This is a genomic window from Streptomyces dryopteridis (genome assembly GCF_049606955.1).
Lineage (GTDB): Bacteria > Actinomycetota > Actinomycetes > Streptomycetales > Streptomycetaceae > Streptomyces.
Map to the genome: position 1 here is coordinate 3,815,007 of NZ_CP187113.1, position 20,409 is coordinate 3,835,415.

Genomic DNA, 20,409 nt, shown 5'->3' on the forward strand with positions numbered 1-20,409 from the left:
GCCGGTTTCCCCCATCGTGACGCGTGGCCGGAACCGGCCTCTTCCGTTCCGGTGGTCCATCCCGACGACATAGCGTCGACACCGCACGCGGCGGGATCCCCCGTCCGCCTCCGGACGTCCCGCGTCGTCGTCGTTCCCTTCCTTCCCCTACGTCACGCAACGGCGCGCGACAGGAGCCAGAGGACATGCAGACCAAGCTGGACGAAGCCAAGGCGGAGCTGCTCGCACGGGCGGCCCGGGTAGCCGAGAACAGCCCGGCCGGAGGTCTCCTTCCGTCGGGCCCCGCGCAGGGCACCCGCCCCGACGCGGACACCGTGCTCGCCTACCTCCAGCGGTACTACCTGCACACCGCGCCCGAGGACCTCACCGGGCGGGACCCGGTGGACGTGTTCGGCGCCGCGCTGTCGCACTACCGGCTCGCCGAGAACCGCCCCCAGGGCACCGCCAACGTGCGCGTGCACACCCCCACCGTCGAGGAGAACGGCTGGACCTCCAGCCACTCGGTGGTCGAGGTGGTCACCGACGACATGCCGTTCCTGGTGGACTCCGTCACCAACGAGCTGTCCCGGCAGGGCCGCGGCATCCACGTGGTGATCCACCCGCAGGTCCTCGTGCGCCGCGACGTCACCGGCAAGCTCATCGAGATCCTCGGCCCGGACTGCGAGGCGCACGGCGCGCCCGTCGGCGAGCGCCCGCACGACGCGCTCGTGGAGTCCTGGATCCACGTGGAGATCGACCGCGAGACCGACCGCGCCGACCTCAAGCAGATCACCGCCGACCTGCTGCGCGTCCTGTCCGACGTGCGCGAGGCCGTCGAGGACTGGGAGAAGATGCGCGAGGCGTCCCGCCGCCTCGCCGACGAGCTGCCCGCCGAGCCCGTCGCCCCCGACCTGCGCGAGGGCGAACTCGACGAGGCCCGCGAGCTGCTGCGCTGGCTCGCCGACGACAACTTCACCTTCCTCGGGTACCGCGAGTACGACCTGGTCGACAACGACGCCCTCGTGGCCGTGCCCGGCACCGGCCTGGGCGTGCTGCGCTCCGACCCGCTGCACAACGAGGGCGAGGACAGCCACCCCGTCTCCCCCTCCTTCAACCGGCTGCCGGCCGACGCCCGCGCCAAGGCCCGCGAGCACCGGCTGCTGGTGCTGACCAAGGCCAACAGCCGCGCCACGGTGCACCGCCCGTCCTACCTCGACTACGTCGGCGTCAAGAAGTTCGACGCGGACGGCAACGTGGTGGGCGAACGCCGCTTCCTCGGCCTGTTCTCCTCCGCCGCGTACACCGAGTCCGTGCGCCGGGTGCCCGTGATCCGCCGCAAGGTCGCCGAGGTCCTGGAGCTGGCCGGGTTCTCGCCCGCCAGCCACGACGGCCGCGACCTGCTCCAGATCCTGGAGACCTACCCGCGCGACGAGCTGTTCCAGACCCCCGTGGACCAGCTGCGCGCCATCGTCACCTCCGTGCTCTACCTCCAGGAACGCCGCCGGCTGCGGCTGTACCTGCGCCAGGACGAGTACGGCCGCTACTACTCGGCGCTGGTCTACCTGCCGCGCGACCGCTACACCACCGGGGTCCGGCTGCGGCTGATCGACATCCTCAAGGAGGAACTCGGCGGCACCAGCGTCGACTTCACCGCCTGGAACACCGAGTCGATCCTCTCCCGCATCCACTTCGTGGTGCGCGTCCCGCAGGGCACCGAACTGCCCGCCCTCACCGACGCCGACGCCGAGCGCATCGAGGCCCGGCTCGTGGAGGCCGCCCGTTCCTGGGCCGACGGTTTCTCCGAGGCCCTCACCGCGGAGTGCGGCGAGGAACGCGCCGCCGAACTCCTGCGCCGCTACGGCTCCTCCTTCCCCGAGGGCTACAAGGCCGACCACTCCCCGCGCGCCGCCGTCGCCGACCTCGTGCGCCTGGAACGGCTCGCCGACGGCGACGACGCGTTCGCGCTGTCGCTGTACGAGCCCGTGGGCGCGGGCCCCGGCGAGCGCCGCTTCAAGATCTACCGGCACGGCGAGCAGGTCTCCCTCTCCGCCGTCCTGCCCGTTCTGCAGCGCCTGGGCGTCGAGGTCACCGACGAGCGGCCCTACGAACTGCGCTGCGCCGACCGCACCGTGGCCTGGGTCTACGACTTCGGGCTGCGGCTGCCCGCGCAGCCCGGCGGCGAGGCCGGCCGGCTCGGCGACGACGCCCGCGAACGCTTCCAGGACGCCTTCGCCGCCGTGTGGACCGGCGAGGCCGAGAACGACAACTTCAACACCCTCGTCCTGGGCGCCGGCCTCACCTGGCGCCAGGCCGTGGTCCTGCGCGCCTACGCCAAGTACCTGCGGCAGGCCGGCTACACCTTCAGCCAGGACTACATGGAGGACACCCTCCGCACCAACGTCCACACCACCCGCCTGCTGGTCTCCCTGTTCGAGGCCCGCATGGACCCCGAGCGGCAGTCCGCCGGCACGGAACTCGTGGACGCGATGCTGGAGGAGCTCGACGGGGCCCTGGACCAGGTCGCCTCCCTCGACGAGGACCGCATCCTGCGTTCCTTCCTCACCGTCATCCGGGCCACCCTGCGCACCAACTTCTTCCAGCTCGGCGAGGACGGCCGCCCGCACTCCTACGTGTCGATGAAGTTCGACCCGCGGGCCATCCCCGACCTGCCGGCGCCCCGCCCCGCCTACGAGATCTGGGTGTACTCCCCGCGCGTCGAGGGCGTGCACCTGCGCTTCGGCAAGGTCGCGCGCGGCGGCCTGCGCTGGTCCGACCGGCGCGAGGACTTCCGCACGGAGGTCCTGGGCCTGGTCAAGGCGCAGATGGTGAAGAACACGGTGATCGTGCCGGTCGGCGCGAAGGGCGGGTTCGTCGCCAAGAACCTCCCCGACCCCTCCGTCGACCGCGACGCGTGGCTCGCCGAGGGCATCGCCTCGTACAAGGTCTTCATCTCGGCGCTCCTCGACATCACCGACAACATGGTCGCCGGCGAGGTCGTGCCCCCGCGCGGGGTGGTCCGCCACGACGAGGACGACACCTACCTCGTCGTCGCCGCCGACAAGGGCACCGCCACCTTCTCCGACATCGCCAACGGGGTCGCGGAGTCGTACGGGTTCTGGCTCGGCGACGCCTTCGCCTCCGGCGGCTCGGCCGGCTACGACCACAAGGGCATGGGCATCACCGCCCGCGGCGCCTGGGAGTCCGTCAAGCGGCACTTCCGCGAGCTCGGCCACGACACCCAGACCCAGGACTTCACGGTCGTCGGCGTCGGCGACATGTCCGGCGACGTGTTCGGCAACGGGATGCTGCTCTCCGAGCACATCCGCCTGGTCGCCGCGTTCGACCACCGGCACATCTTCCTCGACCCGAACCCCGACGCCGCCGTCTCCCACGCGGAGCGCCGCCGGCTCTTCGAGCTGCCCCGCTCCTCCTGGGCCGACTACGACACCTCCCTGCTGTCGACCGGCGGCGGGATCCACCCCCGCACCGCCAAGGCGATCCCGATCAACGCGCACGTCCGCGCGGCGCTCGGCATCGAGGACGGCGTGGCCAAGCTGACCCCGGCCGAACTCATGCAGGCCATCCTCAAGGCCCCCGTGGACCTGCTGTGGAACGGCGGCATCGGCACCTACGTCAAGGCGAGCACCGAGACCCACGGCGACGTGGGCGACAAGGCCAACGACGCGATCCGCGTGGACGGCGCCGACGTGCGCGCGGCCGTCGTGGGCGAGGGCGGCAACCTGGGCCTGACCCAGCTCGGCCGGATCGAGTTCGCCCGCTCCGGCGGCGTCCGCGGCGAGGGCGGCAAGGTCAACACCGACGCCATCGACAACAGCGCCGGCGTGGACACCTCCGACCACGAGGTCAACATCAAGATCCTGCTCAACGCGGTCGTCGCCGACGGGGACATGACCGTCAAGCAGCGCAACCGGCTGCTCGCGCAGATGACCGACGAGGTCGGCCGGCTCGTGCTGCGCAACAACTACGCGCAGAACACCGCCCTCGCCAACGGCGGAGCCCAGGCCGCGAGCCTCCTCAACGCCCAGCAGCGCTTCATGCGCCGCCTCGGCCGCGAGGGCCGGCTGGACCGGGCCCTGGAGTTCCTGCCCAACGACCGGCAGATCCGCGAGCTGCTCAACACCGGCAAGGGCCTGTCCCAGCCGGAGCTCGCCGTCCTCTTCGCCTACACGAAGATCACCGTGGCCGACGAGCTGATCGGCACCGGGCTGCCCGACGACCCGTACCTGCGCCGCCTGCTGCACGCCTACTTCCCGGCCGCGCTGCGCGAGAGGTTCCCCGAGCAGATCGACGGGCACGCGCTGCGCCGCGAGATCATCACCACCCTGCTCGTCAACGACACCGTGAACACCGGCGGTTCCACCGTCCTGCACCGGATGCGCGAGGAGACCGGGGCGGCGCTGGAGGAGATCGTGCGGGCGCAGCTCGCGGCCCGCGAGATCTTCGGCCTGGCCGGGGTCTGGGACGCCGTCGAGGCCCTGGACAACCGGGTCGCGGCCGACGTCCAGACCCGGATCCGGCTGCACTCGCGGCGACTGGTCGAACGCGGCACCCGCTGGCTGCTCAACAACCGCCCGCAGCCGCTGGAGATCACCGAGACCATCGAGTTCTTCGGCGAGCGGGTGGCCCGGGTCTGGGCCGAGCTGCCCAAGCTCGTGCGCGGCGCGGACCTGGAGTGGTACGAGTCCATCGTCGGCGAGCTCACCGAGGCCGGGGTGCCGGAGGAGCTGGCGGCGAAGGTGGCCGGGTTCTCCTCCGCGTTCCCGACCCTGGACATCGTGGCGATCGCCGACCGCACCGGGCTCGACCCGCTGGCGGTGGCCGAGGTGTACTACGACCTCGGCGACCGGCTGGAGATCACCCAGCTGATGGACCGGATCATCGAACTGCCGCGCAACGACCGGTGGCAGTCCATGGCCCGCGCCTCCATCCGCGAGGACCTGTTCGCGGCGCACGCGGCGCTCACCGCCGACGTGCTGGCCGTGGGCAACGGCACCTCGACGCCGGAGCAGCGGTTCAAGGCGTGGGAGGAGAAGAACGCCGCGATCATCGGGCGGGCGCGCACCACGCTGGAGGAGATCCAGGGCTCGGACGACTTCGACCTGGCGAACCTGTCGGTGGCGATGCGCACCATGCGCTCGCTGCTGCGCGCGCACAGCTGAGGCCCGGGGCCACAGCCGGAGGCCGGATCCCGGCCGCTCCCTCGCGGGGCGGTGCGGGGCCCGGCCTTCGGGCGTTCCCGGGGGGAGGGTCGGGCGGTTTCGGGCGGTTTTCCGGGTGCGTGTACCGGTGTGGGTGACGCGGGACTTGCCAGGTGCCGCACAGGCGGGAGGTTGGGCTCATGACGAGCTTCTCCGAGGCCGCTCCGGCCGCCGCGCACGTGTTCACCGACCGTTTCCCCGCCACCGCGCGCGGGGTCCGACTGGCCCGGCACCGAGCCGTGGCGGCCCTGGCCGGGTGGGGGGTCGAGCATGTGGGGGAGGGGGACGTGGGTCTGGTGGTGGCCGAGTTGGCCGGGAACGCGGTGCGGCACGCGCGGGTGCCGGGCCGGGGGTTCGGGGTGCGGCTGGAGGTGTGGCCGGAGGTGGTGCGGGTGGCGGTGTCGGATCCGCGCGGGGACCGGCCGCCGGTGGCCCCGGCGGCGCTGCCGGGGGCGGGGCCGGAGCCGTGCGGGTTCGGGTTGTGGCTGGTGGCGGGGGTGGCGCTGTCGTGGGGGGTGACGGAGCGGGTGGTGGGCAAGACGGTGTGGGCGGAGCTGGCCCGGGGGCCGGGGGAGGGGGGTCAGCGGCGGGCGCCGGAGGTGAACTCCTCGTAGGCGTCACAGACCTCCTGGCTGGGGCCGTCCATGCGCAGCACGCCGTGCTCCAGCCAGATGGCGCGGTCGCAGGTCTCGCGGATGGTGCCGATGCCGTGGCTGACGAGGAAGACGGTGCCGGCGCGTTCGCGGAGTTCCTCGATGCGGTCCTGGCTGCGGCGCTGGAAACGGGCGTCTCCGGTGGCGAGGGCCTCGTCGATCATGAGGACGTCGTGGTCCTTGGCGGCGGCGATGGCGAAGCGCAGCCGGGCGCCCATGCCGGAGGAGTAGGTGCGCATCGGCAGGGAGATGAAGTCGCCCTTCTCGTTGATGCCGGAGAAGTCGACGATGTCCTCGTAGCGTTCGCGGACCTCGGCGCGGCTCATGCCCATGGCGAGGCCGCCGAGGATGACGTTGCGCTCGCCGCTGAGGTCGCTCATCAGGGCGGCGTTGACGCCGAGGAGGGAGGGCTGGCCGTGGGTGAGGACGCGCCCGGCGTGCAGGGGCTGGAGGCCGGCGATGGCGCGCAGCAGGGTGGACTTGCCGGATCCGTTGGAGCCGATCAGGCCGATGGCCTCGCCCTTGTGGGCCACGAAGGTGACCCCGCGCACGGCGTGCACCTCGCGGACCTTGCCGCCGGTGGGGGTCTCGCCGGGCCTGGTGCGGGTGAGCATGCGGCGCAGGGCCGCGGTGGCCGCGCCCTTGCCGCCGCCGCCGGTGGTGACGCGGTAGACCACGTGCACGTCGTCGGCGATGACGGTGGGGACGAGACCGGTGCGGGCGGTGGGGGCGGGGGCGGGGGTGGTGCGGGGTTCAGCCACGGCCGTACTCCTCCTCGGACTTCCAGAACCAGACGAACCCGCCGACGCCGGCGAGCAGGGCCCAGCCCAGGGCGATGGGCCAGACGTGGGCGGGCAGGTTGTGGTGCCCGTAGCTGTCGATGAGGGCGAAGCGCATGAGGTCGATGTAGACGGCGGCCGGGTTGGTCTTGAGAGCGGTGGTGACCCAGGCCGGGGCGTGGTCGTTCTTGAGCATCGCGTCGATGCTCCACATGACCCCGGAGCCGTACATCCAGGTGCGCAGCACGAAGGGCATGAGCTGGCTGACGTCGGGGGTCTTGCTGCCGATCCGGGCCAGGACCATGGCGCAGCCGGAGCAGAAGAGGGCCATCAGCACGAGGGCGGGGACGGCGAGCAGCCAGGAGAGCCGGGGCGGCTGGCCGAAGGCGATCAGGATGACGACGAGGGCAGCCATCGTCACCAGCAGTTGTTGGAAGAGCTGGATGACGGAGGCGATGGGCAGGCTCGCGCGGGGGAAGTGCAGGGCGCGGACCAGGCCGAGGTTGCCGTGGATGGCGCGGGTGCCGGCGTTGATGGAGCTGCCGATGAAGTCCCACACGAAGACGCCGGTGACCAGGAAGGGTATGTAGTCGGGGACCCCGCGCTTGGCCTTCATGATGATGCCGAAGATCAGGTAGTAGACGGCGGCGTTGAGCAGCGGGGTCATCAGGTGCCAGACCTGGCCGAGCTTGGCGTTGCCGTAGGTGGCGCGCATGCGGGCGGTCGCGAAGCCGGTGACGAAGTGGCGACGGTCCCACAGGGCGCGGGCGTAGCGGCGCAGGGGAGGTCGGGCGCCGCTGACGGTCAGGCCGTGGGCCTCCGCGAGGGCGGTCAGCTCGGCCGGGGTGGGCACGGGCGGCGCGCCGGCGGGGGCCGGTGGGGTGGTCGTCACAGGGGGCACGGGGATCGCTTTCGCCGGTGGGTGCACGGGCGCGGCGCGGGACTTTGCGTCCCTTTTACGTCGGGACGGGTCCGTATCGTCGCTACGTGGAGAGTAGGCTCGCGAGCGTCGGAACGCAACCGTATCGTCGTGACGGAACCGGGGCTATGCTCGACGCCATGACCCCACCACCCGCCTCCCGCCCCGCCCCCGCCGCCTCCCCGGCCCCCCGCCGCGCCCCCGCCGGCGCGGCCGTGCTCCGCGAGGACGTGACGGACGCCATCCGCGAGGCCGTGCTGGAGGAGCTCGCGACGGTCGGCTTCGGCCGGATGTCCATCGAGGGCATCGCCCGCCGCGCGGGGGTCGGCAAGACCGCCGTCTACCGCCGCTGGAAGTCCAAGCTGCACCTGGTGCTGGACCTGATCTCGATGTTCGCCGCGTTCGGCGTCCCCACCCCGGACACCGGCGGCCTCCGGGGCGACCTGCGCGCCCTGCTGGAGGTCCTCGCGGGGGTCCTGCGCCACCCCGTGGCCTCGGCCGTCGTGCCCGACCTGCTGGTCGAGGCGGCCCGCAACCCCGAACTCGCCGACGCCGTGCGCGGCGCCCTCCTCGACGGCCAGCGCCGGCTCGCCGAGAACATCGTGGCCCAGGCCGTCGCGCGCGGCGAACTCCCCGCCTCCGTCGACCCCGACCACGCCCTCGACCTCGCGATCGGCCCCCTCTACTGGCGCCTGGCGGTGGTCGGTGACGCCATGGACGCCGCCGCCCTCGACCTCCTCGCCGACGCCGTCACCGCCTCCCTGAAGGCGACCGGCTGAACCGGCCTCAGGCCCGGCGCCCGCGCCCCGGCTTCTGCGGGTCCGCCGCCCGGTCCGGGCCCGCGCCCGCCGGGAACTCCGTCGGACACGGCACCCGGTCCTCCAACGGCACCGGGGCCGGCACCGAGGCCGGGTCCTCCAGGAACAGCCGCCGCACCACCCGCTCCGCCGCCAGACCGTCGTCGTGGGTGCAGAACCGGGCCCGGAACGCCGCCCGCAACTGCGCCGAGCGCGAACCCTGCCAGTGCCCCGTGGAGAAGATGTCGATCAGCTCGTCCTCGGTGCGCGCGATCGCCCCGGGCGGCGCCGACCGCAGGTCGAAGTAGCTGCCCCGGGCCGCCTCGTATGCCTCCCAGTCGTCCGCGTGGATCACGATCGGCCGGTCCAGCACCGCGTAGTCGAACATCAGCGACGAGTAGTCCGTCACCAACGCGTCCGCCGCCAGGCACAGTTCCGCTGGCGAGGGGTGCTCCGAGACGTCGATCAGGCGCGGGTGCCGCGCCGGCGTCGGGTCCGGCAGCCCGGCGTACCGGTCGTGGAAGCGGACCAACAGCGTGAACCGGGGCCCCAGATCGCGCAGCAGCCGCGCGAAGTCCGGCCGCGCCGGCCGCCCCGCCAGGTAGTCGCGGTGGGTCGGCGCGTACAGGATCACCGTCGTGCCCGCCGGAATGCCCAGGCGCTCCCGGATCCCCGCCACCTCCGCCGGACCCGCCGCGTGGAACAGGTCGTTGCGCGGGTGCCCGTACTCCAGCGTGGTCCACGCCGCCGGCACCGCCCGCTCCCACACCAGCGAGGCGTACCGATTGCCCGACAGCACGTGGTCCCACCGGTCGGCCGTCGCCAACAGCGCCCGCGGGTCCAGGGAACCCGCCGCCGCCGGCCGGTCCGCCACGTCCAGCCCCACCCGCTTGAGCGGGGTGCCCAGCCCGGTCGGCAGCACCGTCTGCCCGGCCCGCCGCGGCCGCGGCGCGCCCGCGATGTCCGTCGTCACCGGACCCACCAGCCACCGGGCCCGCGCCACCGCCGCCCGGTGCGCCCGCGACCCCGGCCGCAGCGCGAGCACCCCGGCCGGCAGCCCACCGGCCCGCTCCGGCCCGCACACCCACGCCGTGCGCACCCCCGGCGCCAGCTCCCGCACCTTCGCCTCGATCGCCGCCGCGTCCCCCACGTACCCCCCGCACGTCCCCCGGCCCCCGAGCACCGGCTCCCGGCCCGAGGCGAACACCGCCAGATCCGCGCGCAGCGGCAACCGCTCCTGAAGCCGCCCGTACCAGGCCGCCCACGCCGCCCGCAGCGCCCGACCCGGCCGGCCCGGCCAGCGGGCCGCGCGCCGACCCGCCGCGCCCGCCCGCGCCACCGCCCCGTACGCGCCGCGCGCCCGCAGCAGGAGCAGCAGCCGGCGCAGGGCGTCGCCCTTCGAGCCGCGCGGCACCGCCGGAGCGTCGGCCACGCGCGGCGGACGGTGCCGGCGCAGCGCCTCGGCGGCCCGCTTGAAGAACTCCGCCCGGTCCGCGCGCGGCAGCCGCACCCGGTCGTCGAGCAGGGCCCGCAGATCCTCGGCCATCCGCCGGTGCAGCGCCGGCCGCCACCGGTCCAGCGCGGGCCGCTCGGCCAGGAACGCGAACACCCGGTCCCAGGCGTCGATCAGGTCCAGGTGCTGCGGGCCCGGGGTCGTGCGCAGCGAACCCGCCCGGCGCCGCCGGTCGTGCACGCACACCCGGTCCAGCACCGCCACCGACCCGGCCACCAGCAGCGCCGGCAGGGTCCAGGCGACCTCCTCGTGGCGGCCTGGCCCGAACACCGGCCCCTGCCGCTCCAGGAACTCCCGCCGCCACGTGCCCTGCCAGCAGGCCCCCGGCAGCGTCAGCAGCGCCGGCCGGTCCACGAGCCGGAACGAGGCCGCGCCCTCCTCGGTCAGATGCCGGTCGGCCGGGTCGCGCACCAGGGAGCCGTCCCATCGCGCGTGCGCGTGCCCGTGCAGGAGCACGTCCGGGGAGCCGGTCTCCTTGAGCCGGTCGGCGATCGCCTGGAGCGCGCCGGGCGCCAGCACGTCGTCCCCGTCGAGGAAGACCACGTAGTCACCGGTGGCGCGGGCCAGCCCCGCCGCCCGCGCCGGGCCCGGCCCCGAGGTGCGCGGCAGCCGCACGGAGGTCATCCGGGGGTCGGCGGCGGCCCGCTCGTCGGCCAGGGCGCCGCCCGCGTCGGGGGAGGCGTCGTCCACCACGATCAGTTCGAGATCGGTCCACCCCTGCGACAGCACCGAATCGACGCTCTCGCGGAGGTACGCCCGAACCTTGTACGCGGGCACGATGACGCTGAACCGGGGCACGGCACATCCAGAGGGTCGGCGCGGGCATGTCGCCCTGCAACCGTGCCCGGACCCCGATGGTCACGGCAGGTCAGGCGAACGGCTGAGACCGCGTCAACCGGCCACGTCAACGCGGAATCGGCCATTCCGACACGCTCGGGCGGGCCGGGGCCCGTGCCGGGCGGAAGGGGAAAGGTCTCTGCGCCGGCCCGGCCCCCTCACTTCACCGCCCCCGCCATCACCCCCGACACGAACTGCCGCTGGAACGCGAAGAAGACCACCAGCGGGATCACCATCGACAGGAACGCGCCCGGCGCCAACACGTCCACGTTGTTCCCGAACTGCCGCACCTGCTGTTGCAGCGCCACCGTGATCGGCGGGTTCGAGGAGTCCGCGAACACCAGCGCCACCAACATGTCGTTCCACACCCACAGGAACTGGAAGATGCCCAGCGAGGCCAGCGCCGGCCCGCCCAGCGGCAGCACCACCCGCGCGAACAACCGCAGCTCCCCGGCCCCGTCCAGCCGCGCAGCCTCCAACAGCTCGCGCGGGATCTCCGCGAAGAAGTTCCGCAACAGGAACACCGCGAACGGCAGGCCGAACGCCGTGTGGAACAGCACCACCCCCGCCGTGGTCTCGAACAGCCCCAGCGTCCCGAACAGCTTCGACACCGGCAGCAGCGCCACCTGCACCGGCACCACCAACAGGGCCACCACCAGCAGGAACAGCCAATCCCGGCCCGGGAACTCCAGCCACGCGAAGGCGTACCCCGCGAAGGCCCCCAGCAGCAGCACCAGCAGCGTCGCCGGCACCGTGATCGCCACCGTCGACAGCAGCGAACCCGTGATCCGGTCGTCCTGGAGCAGGTGCCCGTAGTTCGCCGCCGTCAGCTTCGCCGGCGCCACCAGGGCCCGCCACCAGCCGCCCTCCGCCAGATCGTCCTTCCCCAGCAGGGAGGAGACCAGCAGGCCCAGTGTCGGCAGCAGCCAGAACAACGCGGTCAGCAGCAGGAAGACCCGCAGCGCCCCGCCCGCCGCCCGCGCCGCCAGCCGCGCCGGCAGCCCCCCGCCCCGGGCGGTGGATCGCGCGCCGCTCATCGCCGTCCCTCCCTGCGCAGCCGGACCACGTTCCAGACCATCACCGGCACCACCAGCACCAGCAGCAGCACCGCGATGGCGCTGCCCAGCCCCGGATCCGCCGCCGCCCCGAACGAGGTCTGGTAGAGCTGGAGCGCCAGCACGTTCGCGTCGTCCTGCACCGACCCCGGGGCGATCACGTACACCAGGTCGAAGACCTTCATCACGTTGATCACCAGCGTCACCAGCACCACCCCCAGCACCGGAGCCAACACCGGCACCGTGATCCGCCGGAACACCTGCCACTCCGAGGCCCCGTCCACCCGCGCCGCCTCCAACAGCTCCCGGGGCACCGCCGCCAACCCCGCCCCCACCAGCACCATCGCGAACCCGGCCCACATCCACACGTACGCGCCGATCACCGCCGGGGTCACCAACGTCGGACCCAGCCAGGCCACGCCCGCGAACGGCGCCGCGAAGTTCTCCGCCGGCAACCGCAGCCGCGTCCCGTCGGCGACGGCCGGCAGCGAGAACGAACCGTCCGACGCCGTCACCGCCCGCGCCACCACCCGGCCCGAGGCGTCCACCGCCTCGACCCGCATCCCCGCGTACCCCGACTCCGTCGGATCGGGCACGTTCGTCCGCCCGCCCCCGCCCCGCGTGAAGTCCTGCCACGCCGAGCCCGTCACCCGACCCGGCTCGGGCCCGAGCGCCCGCACCGGCCTCGTCTCCTTCGGCAGCGACTCCGGCGCCACCCCCACCAACGGCAGGGCCACCGGCACCCCGGCCCGCACCGGCTCCCGGGTCAGCAACGCCCCCTTGGCCCCCGGATCCGCCGCCAACGGCGAATCCCGCCCCGGCCGCGCCCGCGGGAACGAGGACGAGGGCGCGAACGTGTCGTGCACCCCCACCACCACCGCGTTCGCGACCCCCCGCTGCGGGTCCTGGTCGTAGACCAGCCGGAAGATGATGCCCGCCGCCAGCATCGAGATCGCCATCGGCATGAACACCACCAGCTTGAACGCCGTGCCCCACCGCACCCGCTCCGTCAGCACCGCGAACACCAGGCCCAGCACGGTCGCCGTGGTCGGCGCGAACACCACCCACAGCGCCGTGTTCCCCAGCGCCCGCCGGATCGCCTCGTCCGAGACGATCTCCCGGTAGTTGCCGGCGCCCACGAACACCGAACCCGTGCGGTCGAACAGCGACCGCCACACCGAGTACCCGATGGGCTGCACCACCAGCGCCCCGAGCAGCACCAGCGCCGGCGCCAGGAACGCCGCCGCCACCCACCGGGCCCTGCGCCGCGCCCCGGCCCGACCGGACCGGGACGCGCGCGCGGGGACCCCGTCCGCCGCCACCGTCGGCACGGCCGTCAGTTCCCGTACGCCTTGGCCGCGTCCCTCTCCAGCCGCTCCTGCGCGCCCGCCACGTCCTTCGGGTTCTTCAGGAAGTCCTGGAGGGCCTTCCACTCGCCCGCCCCCGGGGTCCCGCCGAACGCCGCCGGCGCCTGGTCGGACATGTCGAAGCGGAACGAGTCCCCGGCCGCGATCAGGGCCTTGGCGATGTCGCGCTGGATGGTGTTCGGGTACGCCGCCGGGTCCACCGCCCGGTTCGGCGACAGGAAGCCGCCCGCGCGCGCGTGGATCTCCGCCGCGTCCGTCGACGCCAGGAACGTCAGCAGGGCCTGCGCGCCGGCGCCCGGCTTCAGCGCCACCGCCACGTCACCGCCCGAGACCACCGGGGACTTGCCCGCGTCCACGGCCGGGAACGGGAACACCTTCGCGTCCGTGCCCACCTTCGCCTCGGTCTGCCCGATGTTCACCGCCACGAAGTCGCCCTCGAAGACCATCGCGCCCGCCGGCCGGTCCCCGCCCGTGAACGTCTGCGTCACCGACTTCGGGAACTCGGTGGCCAGCGCCCCGTCCGCGCCGCCCGCCAGGTAGTCGGCCCGGCCGAACAGCTCGCCCAGGGTGGTCAGCGCCTTCGCCACGCTCGGATCGGTCCACTTGATCTCGTGCTTGGCGAGCTTGTCGTAGTTCTCCGGCCCGGCCTGCGAGAGGTACACGTTCTCGAACCAGTCGGTCAGCGTCCAGCCGTCCGCGCCCGCCACCGACACCGCCGGGGTCCCCGAGGCCGACAACTGCTCGGCCGTGGCCAGGAACTCCTTCCACGTCTTCGGCTCGGCCGAGATCCCGGCCGCCTCGAACGCCTTCGTGTTGTACCAGACCAGCGACTTGTTGGCGGCCTTGTAGTACACGCCGTACTGCTTGCCGTCGACCGCGCCGAGGTCCTTCCAGCCCGCGTCGTAGTTCTTGTCCAACTGCGAGCGGGCCTCCGGGCCCACGGGCTGCGCCCACTTGTTGCGCACGGTCTGGACCAGCGCGCCGACCTGCGGCAACAGGGCCACGTCCGGCGGGGCGCCGCCCGCGACCTTCGTGCCGAGGAAGGTGACGATCGGGTCCTGGGCCGGCACGAAGGAGACCGTCGCCCCGGTGCGCTTCTCGAACTCCTTGAGCACCTTGACGAAGTTCTCCTGCTCGGCGCCCGTCCACACCGCCGCCACCTCCAGCTTCTGCCCGTCCAGGCGCGGCAGTTGCACGGTCGGCTTCGAGCCGGCGCCGGCCGTGCCGGTGGGCGTCGCCCCCGGCCCTCCGTCCCCGCCGCCGCCCGAGCAGGCGGTCAGCACGAGCGCGCCGAACGCGCTCGCCGCGACGGCGACGCGTAGCGTGCCGCGTCCGCCGCGCGGGCTGGTCGTCGTACGGCTTCGTCCCCGGCTGCGCATGGAAGGCCCCCGATGCCCGTGGTGTGTTCCGTGCCACAAGGTCTACGCCGCCCGCCGTGCGCCCGCAATACCGCCACGCGCTCGCGGCTCAGCCCCCGGAACTCGCGGGGGACGGCGGGAAGAGCACGGGCACGGCCGAGACCAGGTGCGAGGCCCGGTCCAGGGCGCTGGCCAACAGGGCCAGGTCGGTGGGGCCGTTGCCCAGTTCCCGCAGCGGTCGGCGGGCCGGCGGATCGCCCATCCGCTCCCATTCCAGCGGCACGACGGTGGGGCGTTGGGTGGCGGTGCGGGGGATCCGGCCGGTGACGCGGCCGGTCTGGAACGGGACCTCGGCCAGTTCCCGGCGCACGCGGGGGCCGGGCGGGTGCGCGGCGTCCGGCTCGGGCTCCCCGCCGGTCGGGTCGGCTCCGGGTTCGGGGTCCTCGTCGAGGACCATCCGGTGCAGCACCCCGCGCCCGACGCCCGGGCCGCCCTCCTCGGGGGCCAGCAGTTCCACTCGCAGGGTCGCCAGCCGGGCCGGGTCGGTGTGGGCGGTGCGCTCGGGGCGGGCGGAGGCCACCACGAGGTGCACGCCGAGCCGGGCGCCCTCGCGGGCCACCGCCTCCAGGGCGCGGACCACGGAGCCGGCGGCGGGCCGGCCGGTGGAGCCGAGGGCGGGGGCGACGAGGGCGTCGTAGTCGTCCACGAGGACCACGAGCCGGGGCAGCGGGTGCGGGCCGGTGCTCTCGGGGCGGGGGGCGGCGCCCCGGTCGCGCAGCCGCAGGGTGCCCGTGCGGTGGCTGTCGAGGTCGCCGAGGCTCTCGCCGTGGCTGGGGCGGCGGGGGGAGACCATGCGGTCGGAGACGGCGCGCCGGGCGTGCCAGTCGGCGAAGTCGAGGCCGGCGAGGAGTTCGTGGCGGCGTTTGAGTTCGGCGCCGAGGGCCTGGGCGAACTCGCGCATCCGCACCGGGTCGGCGGCCGGGAGGTGGGCGGCGGTGTGCGGGAGGTCGGTGCAGGGGGCCAGGCCCTCGCCGCGTTCGCCGCCGGCGCCGTCCACGAGGAGCAGGCCGAGGCGGTCGGGGCGGGCGGCGGAGGCCAGGGAGGCGGCCAGGGAGCGCAGCAGTTCGGTGCGGCCGCTGCCGGGCGGGCCCTCGATCAGCACGTGGGGTCCCTCGGCGACGAGTTCCGCGCCGACGGTGCCGCGCAGGCCGGCGCCGAGGACGATCTCGGCGAGGCCGCCGACGCTCTGCCCCTGGTCGGTGCCGGCGGCCCAGCGGGCCATGAGGGAGGCGGGGGTGGCGCGGGCCAGGCCGAGTTCGTCGAGGAGCCGGGCGCCGGCGGGCAGTGCGGCGGCGGCGACGGTCCGGGCGTCGGGGGTGCGGCCGGGGGCGCCGGCGGGGTCGGGGCGCTCGCCGGGTTCCTCGGGTCGCAGCGGGGCCAGGGCGCGGGCGAAGCGTTCGGCCCAGGCGGGGGAGACGGCGTCGGCGGGGACGGCGGGGCCGTGCGGGCGGGGGGTGACGGCGGGCGGGATGCTGGTGAAGAGGCGGACGGCGGTGGCCACGTCGCCGCTGAGCAGGCCGACGGTGGCCACGTCGCGCAGCACGGGGTTGGCGGTGCGGCCGGCCTCGTGGCTGTGGGCGACGGGGCTGGCGGGGCTGGCGGCGGGGGCCTCGGCGAGGACGAGGAGGTGCACGCCGATGGCGGGGCCGTGGGTGGCGAGTCGGCCGGCGAGGTCGCGCACGGTGCCGGGGCCGGGGTCTCCGTCGAGGACGACGAGGGTGAGGGGGCCGGTGTGGGCGGCGGCCAGGGCGCGGACGCGTTCGGGGTCGGCGCTCGCCCAGTGCTGTCCGAGGGGGCTGTCGTCGAGGCGGCGGGTGAGTTCGCCGATCCGGGCGGTGAGCTGGTCGCGGTCGTGGGCGAGGAGCAGCCGGCAGTTCTGGCCGTGGGTTGGGCGGGTGTGCGGCAGCCAGCCGAGCCAGGACCAGTCGGCGTGCCGTTCGGCGGTGGTGCGGGCGCGGTCGACGGCGAGGAGGACGATCTCCAGCCGGCCGGGGGCGAGGCGGGCCGCGAGGCGGGCGACGACGGCGCGGGCCACGCCGGCCAGGCGCGGGCGGGGGCCGATCAGGCCGAGGGCGCCGATCTCGCGGAGGTCGACGGCGCAGCCGGCGCCGAGGACGGCGGGCAGGCCGGTGTCGGGGGTTTCGGCCCAGAGGCGGTCGGTGGGGCCGAGGGCGGTGAGGAGGAGGGCTGCGGGGTCCTCGGCGGTGTCGGGGCCCGGGTGGGCGGTCCGGGGGGTGCCGGGGCGGGCGCCGGTGGGGTGCGGGCGGCCGGCGGGGGCGCCGGTGTCCGGGCCGGTGTCGGTGCCGTGGGCGGGGGTGCCGTGGGCGGCGGCCTCGGCGTACGGGTCGGTGCCGTACGAGTCGGTGCCGTAGGGGCCGGGGGCGTGCGGGGCGGGGGCGGCGGGCGGGGTGAGGGGGGCCTGGGCGGCGTCCTCCCGGCCGGTGAGGCGGCGGGCCCAGGCGCCCAGGCCCCGGCCGCGCCGGGGCGTGCCGGGCTCGGGTTCGGGCTCGGTGCCGGTGGCGGTGTGGGGGAGTGCGGCGGGGGTGGTGGGCGCGGGCAGGGGCTGCCGGGGCACGGCGGGCACCGGCGGGGCGCCGACGGCGCCGGCCGGCGGGACCGGGGGCGCGGCGGATATGGCGGGCGCGGGCACCGCCGGGGCGGGCGCGGGCGCGCGCGGGGGCAGCGCGAGGGCGAGCCGGCCCTCGGCGTCGGGGCGGGTGGGGACGGCGGCGGGGCCGGCGCCGGCGAGGCGGAGGGTGGACTCGCCGATCCGGAGCTCGGCGCCGGGGGGCAGCGGGACCATGTGGGCGTGGACGGGCTCGCCGTCGAGGGTGGTGCCGTTGGTGGAGTCGAGGTCGGCCACGCCGACCCGGCCGTCCTCGTCCACGACGACCACGCAGTGCAGGCGGGAGACGTCGGGGTCGTCGAGGGGGACGTCGGCGTCGGCGGAGCGGCCGATCCGGGCCGGTCCGGGGTGCAGCAGGTGCACGCCGCCGGCGTCGGGGCCGGCGACCACGCGCAGCTGCGGTCCGTGCGAGCCGTCGGGCAGCACGTCGGGCACGGGGGTGTGGACGGCGAGGACGGCCCCGTCGACGAGCGGGGGTTCGCCCAGGACGCGGCGTTGGGGGTCGAGGCGTTCGGGCCCGGCCCACAGGACGACGGCCCCGCCGGTGTCGGGCCCGGCCACGGTGCCGGCGAGGGCGGAGGCCACGGCGGCCAGCGGGGTCCCGACGGGTGCGGTGACGAGCACGTCGGCGCGGGCCGGCGGCGGCGTGTGGGGGCCGCCCAGCGGCCCGAGGACGGTCAACCGGATCTGCATCGCCGTCAGCGGTCCCTTCTCGCGGTGCGCGTGCGTCGTCGCGGTCGCGGGCGGCCCGGGCGGGGAGGGGAGCGCGGCGACCGGCGGTGCCCCTCGCACCCGCCGAGGACGTCGCGTCCGGTCAGGTCTGCACGCATCCTCGCACCTGGTGCGGACAACACGCCCGACCGGGCACCATAAATGATCTTGAATGATCGGCTTGCCCCCTTCGACCCGTGCGATTTCGGACACAGTCGCAGGGAATGAGCCGGCGGCATACCCACGCACGCTTGTGTGTCGTACGCGCGTCCGGCAACCGTCATGGTCCCCAGCGCGTCTGACGGGACGGAACGGGACCCTCCGGACCCCGCGCCCGCGCCCGGCGACCCGCCGTCCGCGCCCGGCCCGGGCCTCCCGGTACGGTCCGCCCGGCCGGGACACCGCCTACAGTGGGCCGGAAACACCAACGACAGCAGGGGAGCGCGAGACGTGCGGCCAGTCGGCAGCAAGTACCTGCTCGAAGCGCCGCTCGGCCGCGGCGCCACGGGCACCGTCTGGCGTGCCCGCCAGCGCGAGGCCGCCGGGGCCGAGGCGGCCGTGGCGGGACAGCCGGGCGAGACGGTGGCCATCAAGGTCCTCAAGGAGGAGCTGGCCCACGATCCCGACATCGTGATGCGCTTCCTGCGCGAACGCTCCGTCCTGCTGCGCCTGACCCACCCCAACATCGTCCGCACCCGCGACCTCGTCGTGGAGGGCGACCTCCTCGCCCTGGTCATGGACCTGATCGAGGGCCCCGACCTCTTCAAGTACCTGCGCGAGAACGGCCCCTTCACGCCCGTCGCCGCGAGCCTGCTCACCGCGCAGATCGCCGACGCCCTCGCCGCCAGCCACGCCGACGGCGTCGTGCACCGCGACCTCAAGCCCGCGAACGTCCTCATCGACGAGTCCACGGGCCTGATGCGCCCCATGCTCACCGACTTCGGCATCGCGCGCCTGGCCGACTCCCCGGGCCTGACCCGCACCCACGAGTTCGTCGGCACCCCCGCCTACGTGGCCCCCGAGTCCGCCGAGGGCCGCCCGCAGACCTCCGCCGTCGACATCTACGGCGCCGGCATCCTCCTCTACGAGATCGTCACCGGCCGCCCCCCGTTCGCCGGCGCCAACGCCCTCGAAATCCTCCACCGCCACCTCAGCGAGGAGCCCCAGCGCCCCTCCACGCTCCCCGAGCCGCTGTGGACCGTCATCGAGCGCTGCCTGCGCAAGGAACCCGACGAGCGCCCCAGCGCCGAGAGCCTGGCCCGCGCCCTGCGCGTGGTCGCCGCCGGCATCGGCGTGCACGCCTCCGGGCCCGAGGTCGAGGCCGCCCTCGGCGTCGGCGCCCTCCTCGCCCCCGACCCCGCCCCCGCGCCCGTCCCCCAGGACCCGCCGGCCGGGCAGGGCGGCGCGGGCGACGGGTACGCCACCCAGGTCCTCCCGCACGGCTCCGGCCGACCCGCCGGCGGCCCGCCCGCCGGCTGGGACCCGGGCGCGGCCACCTCCGTCCTGCCGCCCGTCGGCGGCGACGACGCCACCTCCGTGCTCCCCGCCACCCGCCCCGGGCAGGAACCCGGCCCCGCCGACCGCACCTCCGTCATGCCGCCCGTGGACCGCCCCGACGCCCCGCACCCCTGGCAGGGCCAGCTGCGGGCCGTCCGCGACCGCAACGAGCAGACGGAGATGCACTACCTCGACCCCAGCGAGGACCCGCTGCGCCGCCGCCCCCAGCGGCAGGCCCCGCCCCCGCCGCCGCAGTACCGCCCCCAGCAGGGCGGCCACGGCAACCCCCAGCAGCCCCCGTACGGGCAGCAGGGCGGCTACGGGCAGCAGCAGCCCCCGCCGCGCCGCCCCCAGGGCCCGCCGCCGCAGCAGCCGCACTACGGGCAGCAGCAGCCGCCCGCCTACGGCTACCCGCAGCAGCCCCCGCAGTACGGGCAGCAGCCCCCGCCGCCGCAGCACTACCAGCCCCAGCAGCCCCGGCAGCACCAGCCGCCGGCCGCGCCGCCCCCGCAGCAGCCCCAGCCCCGCCAGGCCCCGCCCGCCCCGGCCCCGCGTGAACCGCGCCCGCCCCGGCAGCGCAGCGCCAACCCGATGCGGATCCCGGGCCTGGGCTGCCTCAAGGGCTGCCTCGTGCTGATCCTCGTCTTCTTCGTGGCCGGCTGGCTGGTCTGGGAACTGACCCCGCTCCAGGAGTGGATCGGCACCGGACGCGGCTGGTGGGACCAGCTGTGGCAGTGGGGCTCCGACGTCACCGACTTCATCGGCGGGATCGGCGACTCCGGCGGCACGGGCGGCACCGGCCGCTGACCCCGCCCGCGCACGACCACGACGCCCCCGGACGCACCCGCGCCGGGGGCGTCCCGCGTCCCGCGCACCGACCCGCGCGCCGGCCCGGGAACCCCGCACCGGGGCCGAGTTCATCGACTTGTCGACATCCGACGGGTGATTTCACCCCCAGAACCCCGACTCCTCGCGATCCGCCGCTTCCAACCCCCATTCGGACGCGTAGCTTTGGACGCGTACGCCGGGCCGATGAGGG

At 75.1% G+C, this 20,409-nt stretch carries 11 protein-coding genes; 4 read left to right on the forward strand and 7 right to left on the reverse strand.

The window, feature by feature from the left end; translation table 11 throughout:
• Positions 1 to 185: 185 nt before the first annotated feature.
• Together ACN20G_RS16285 and ACN20G_RS16290 are read left to right on the forward strand one after the other, a co-directional pair.
• Complete coding sequence (locus ACN20G_RS16285) at positions 186 to 5,159, forward strand: NAD-glutamate dehydrogenase (protein WP_424213510.1); 4,974 nt, start codon at positions 186 to 188, stop codon at positions 5,157 to 5,159.
• Positions 5,160 to 5,338: 179 nt separating this feature from the next.
• Entirely contained in the window at positions 5,339 to 5,812 is a 474-nt protein-coding gene (locus ACN20G_RS16290; protein ID WP_424213511.1) for an ATP-binding protein, read from the forward strand.
• Here ACN20G_RS16290 and ACN20G_RS16295 read toward each other — a convergent pair.
• On the reverse strand, positions 5,779 to 6,612 hold the full coding sequence (locus ACN20G_RS16295; RefSeq protein ID WP_424213512.1) for an ABC transporter ATP-binding protein: 834 nt from the start codon (positions 6,610 to 6,612) through the stop codon (positions 5,779 to 5,781). The genes ACN20G_RS16290 and ACN20G_RS16295 overlap by 34 nt on opposite strands.
• Complete coding sequence (locus tag ACN20G_RS16300) at positions 6,605 to 7,531, reverse strand: ABC transporter permease (protein WP_424213513.1); 927 nt, start codon at positions 7,529 to 7,531, stop codon at positions 6,605 to 6,607. Before ACN20G_RS16300 ends, ACN20G_RS16295 begins: the two co-directional genes overlap by 8 nt.
• Before the next feature lie 158 nt (positions 7,532 to 7,689).
• Here ACN20G_RS16300 and ACN20G_RS16305 point away from each other — a divergent pair, with 158 nt between their 5' ends.
• Positions 7,690 to 8,328: a TetR/AcrR family transcriptional regulator gene (locus ACN20G_RS16305; RefSeq protein WP_424213514.1), complete on the forward strand. Its 639-nt coding sequence runs from the start codon at positions 7,690 to 7,692 to the stop codon at positions 8,326 to 8,328.
• Positions 8,329 to 8,335: 7 nt separating this feature from the next.
• Here ACN20G_RS16305 and ACN20G_RS16310 read toward each other — a convergent pair whose 3' ends face one another.
• The 5 genes from ACN20G_RS16310 to ACN20G_RS16330 form a co-directional block, all read right to left on the reverse strand.
• Entirely contained in the window at positions 8,336 to 10,657 is a 2,322-nt protein-coding gene (locus ACN20G_RS16310) for a bifunctional glycosyltransferase/CDP-glycerol:glycerophosphate glycerophosphotransferase (protein WP_424213515.1), read from the reverse strand.
• A 197-nt stretch (positions 10,658 to 10,854) separates the two neighbouring features.
• Entirely contained in the window at positions 10,855 to 11,733 is an 879-nt protein-coding gene (locus ACN20G_RS16315) for a carbohydrate ABC transporter permease (RefSeq protein ID WP_424213516.1), read from the reverse strand.
• On the reverse strand, positions 11,730 to 13,091 hold the full coding sequence (locus ACN20G_RS16320) for an ABC transporter permease subunit (protein ID WP_424215538.1): 1,362 nt from the start codon (positions 13,089 to 13,091) through the stop codon (positions 11,730 to 11,732). Before ACN20G_RS16320 ends, ACN20G_RS16315 begins: the two co-directional genes overlap by 4 nt.
• Complete coding sequence (locus ACN20G_RS16325; protein ID WP_424213517.1) at positions 13,088 to 14,497, reverse strand: ABC transporter substrate-binding protein; 1,410 nt, start codon at positions 14,495 to 14,497, stop codon at positions 13,088 to 13,090. The genes ACN20G_RS16320 and ACN20G_RS16325 overlap by 4 nt, the downstream gene beginning before the upstream one ends.
• A gap of 88 nt (positions 14,498 to 14,585) precedes the next feature.
• On the reverse strand, positions 14,586 to 17,855 hold the full coding sequence (locus tag ACN20G_RS16330; RefSeq protein WP_424213518.1) for an FHA domain-containing protein: 3,270 nt from the start codon (positions 17,853 to 17,855) through the stop codon (positions 14,586 to 14,588).
• A 468-nt stretch (positions 17,856 to 18,323) separates the two neighbouring features.
• Between ACN20G_RS16330 and ACN20G_RS16335 the strand changes: the two genes are divergently transcribed.
• Positions 18,324 to 20,177, forward strand: coding sequence for a serine/threonine-protein kinase (locus ACN20G_RS16335; protein ID WP_424213519.1), 1,854 nt, complete (start codon positions 18,324 to 18,326; stop codon positions 20,175 to 20,177).
• Positions 20,178 to 20,409 lie beyond the last annotated feature (232 nt).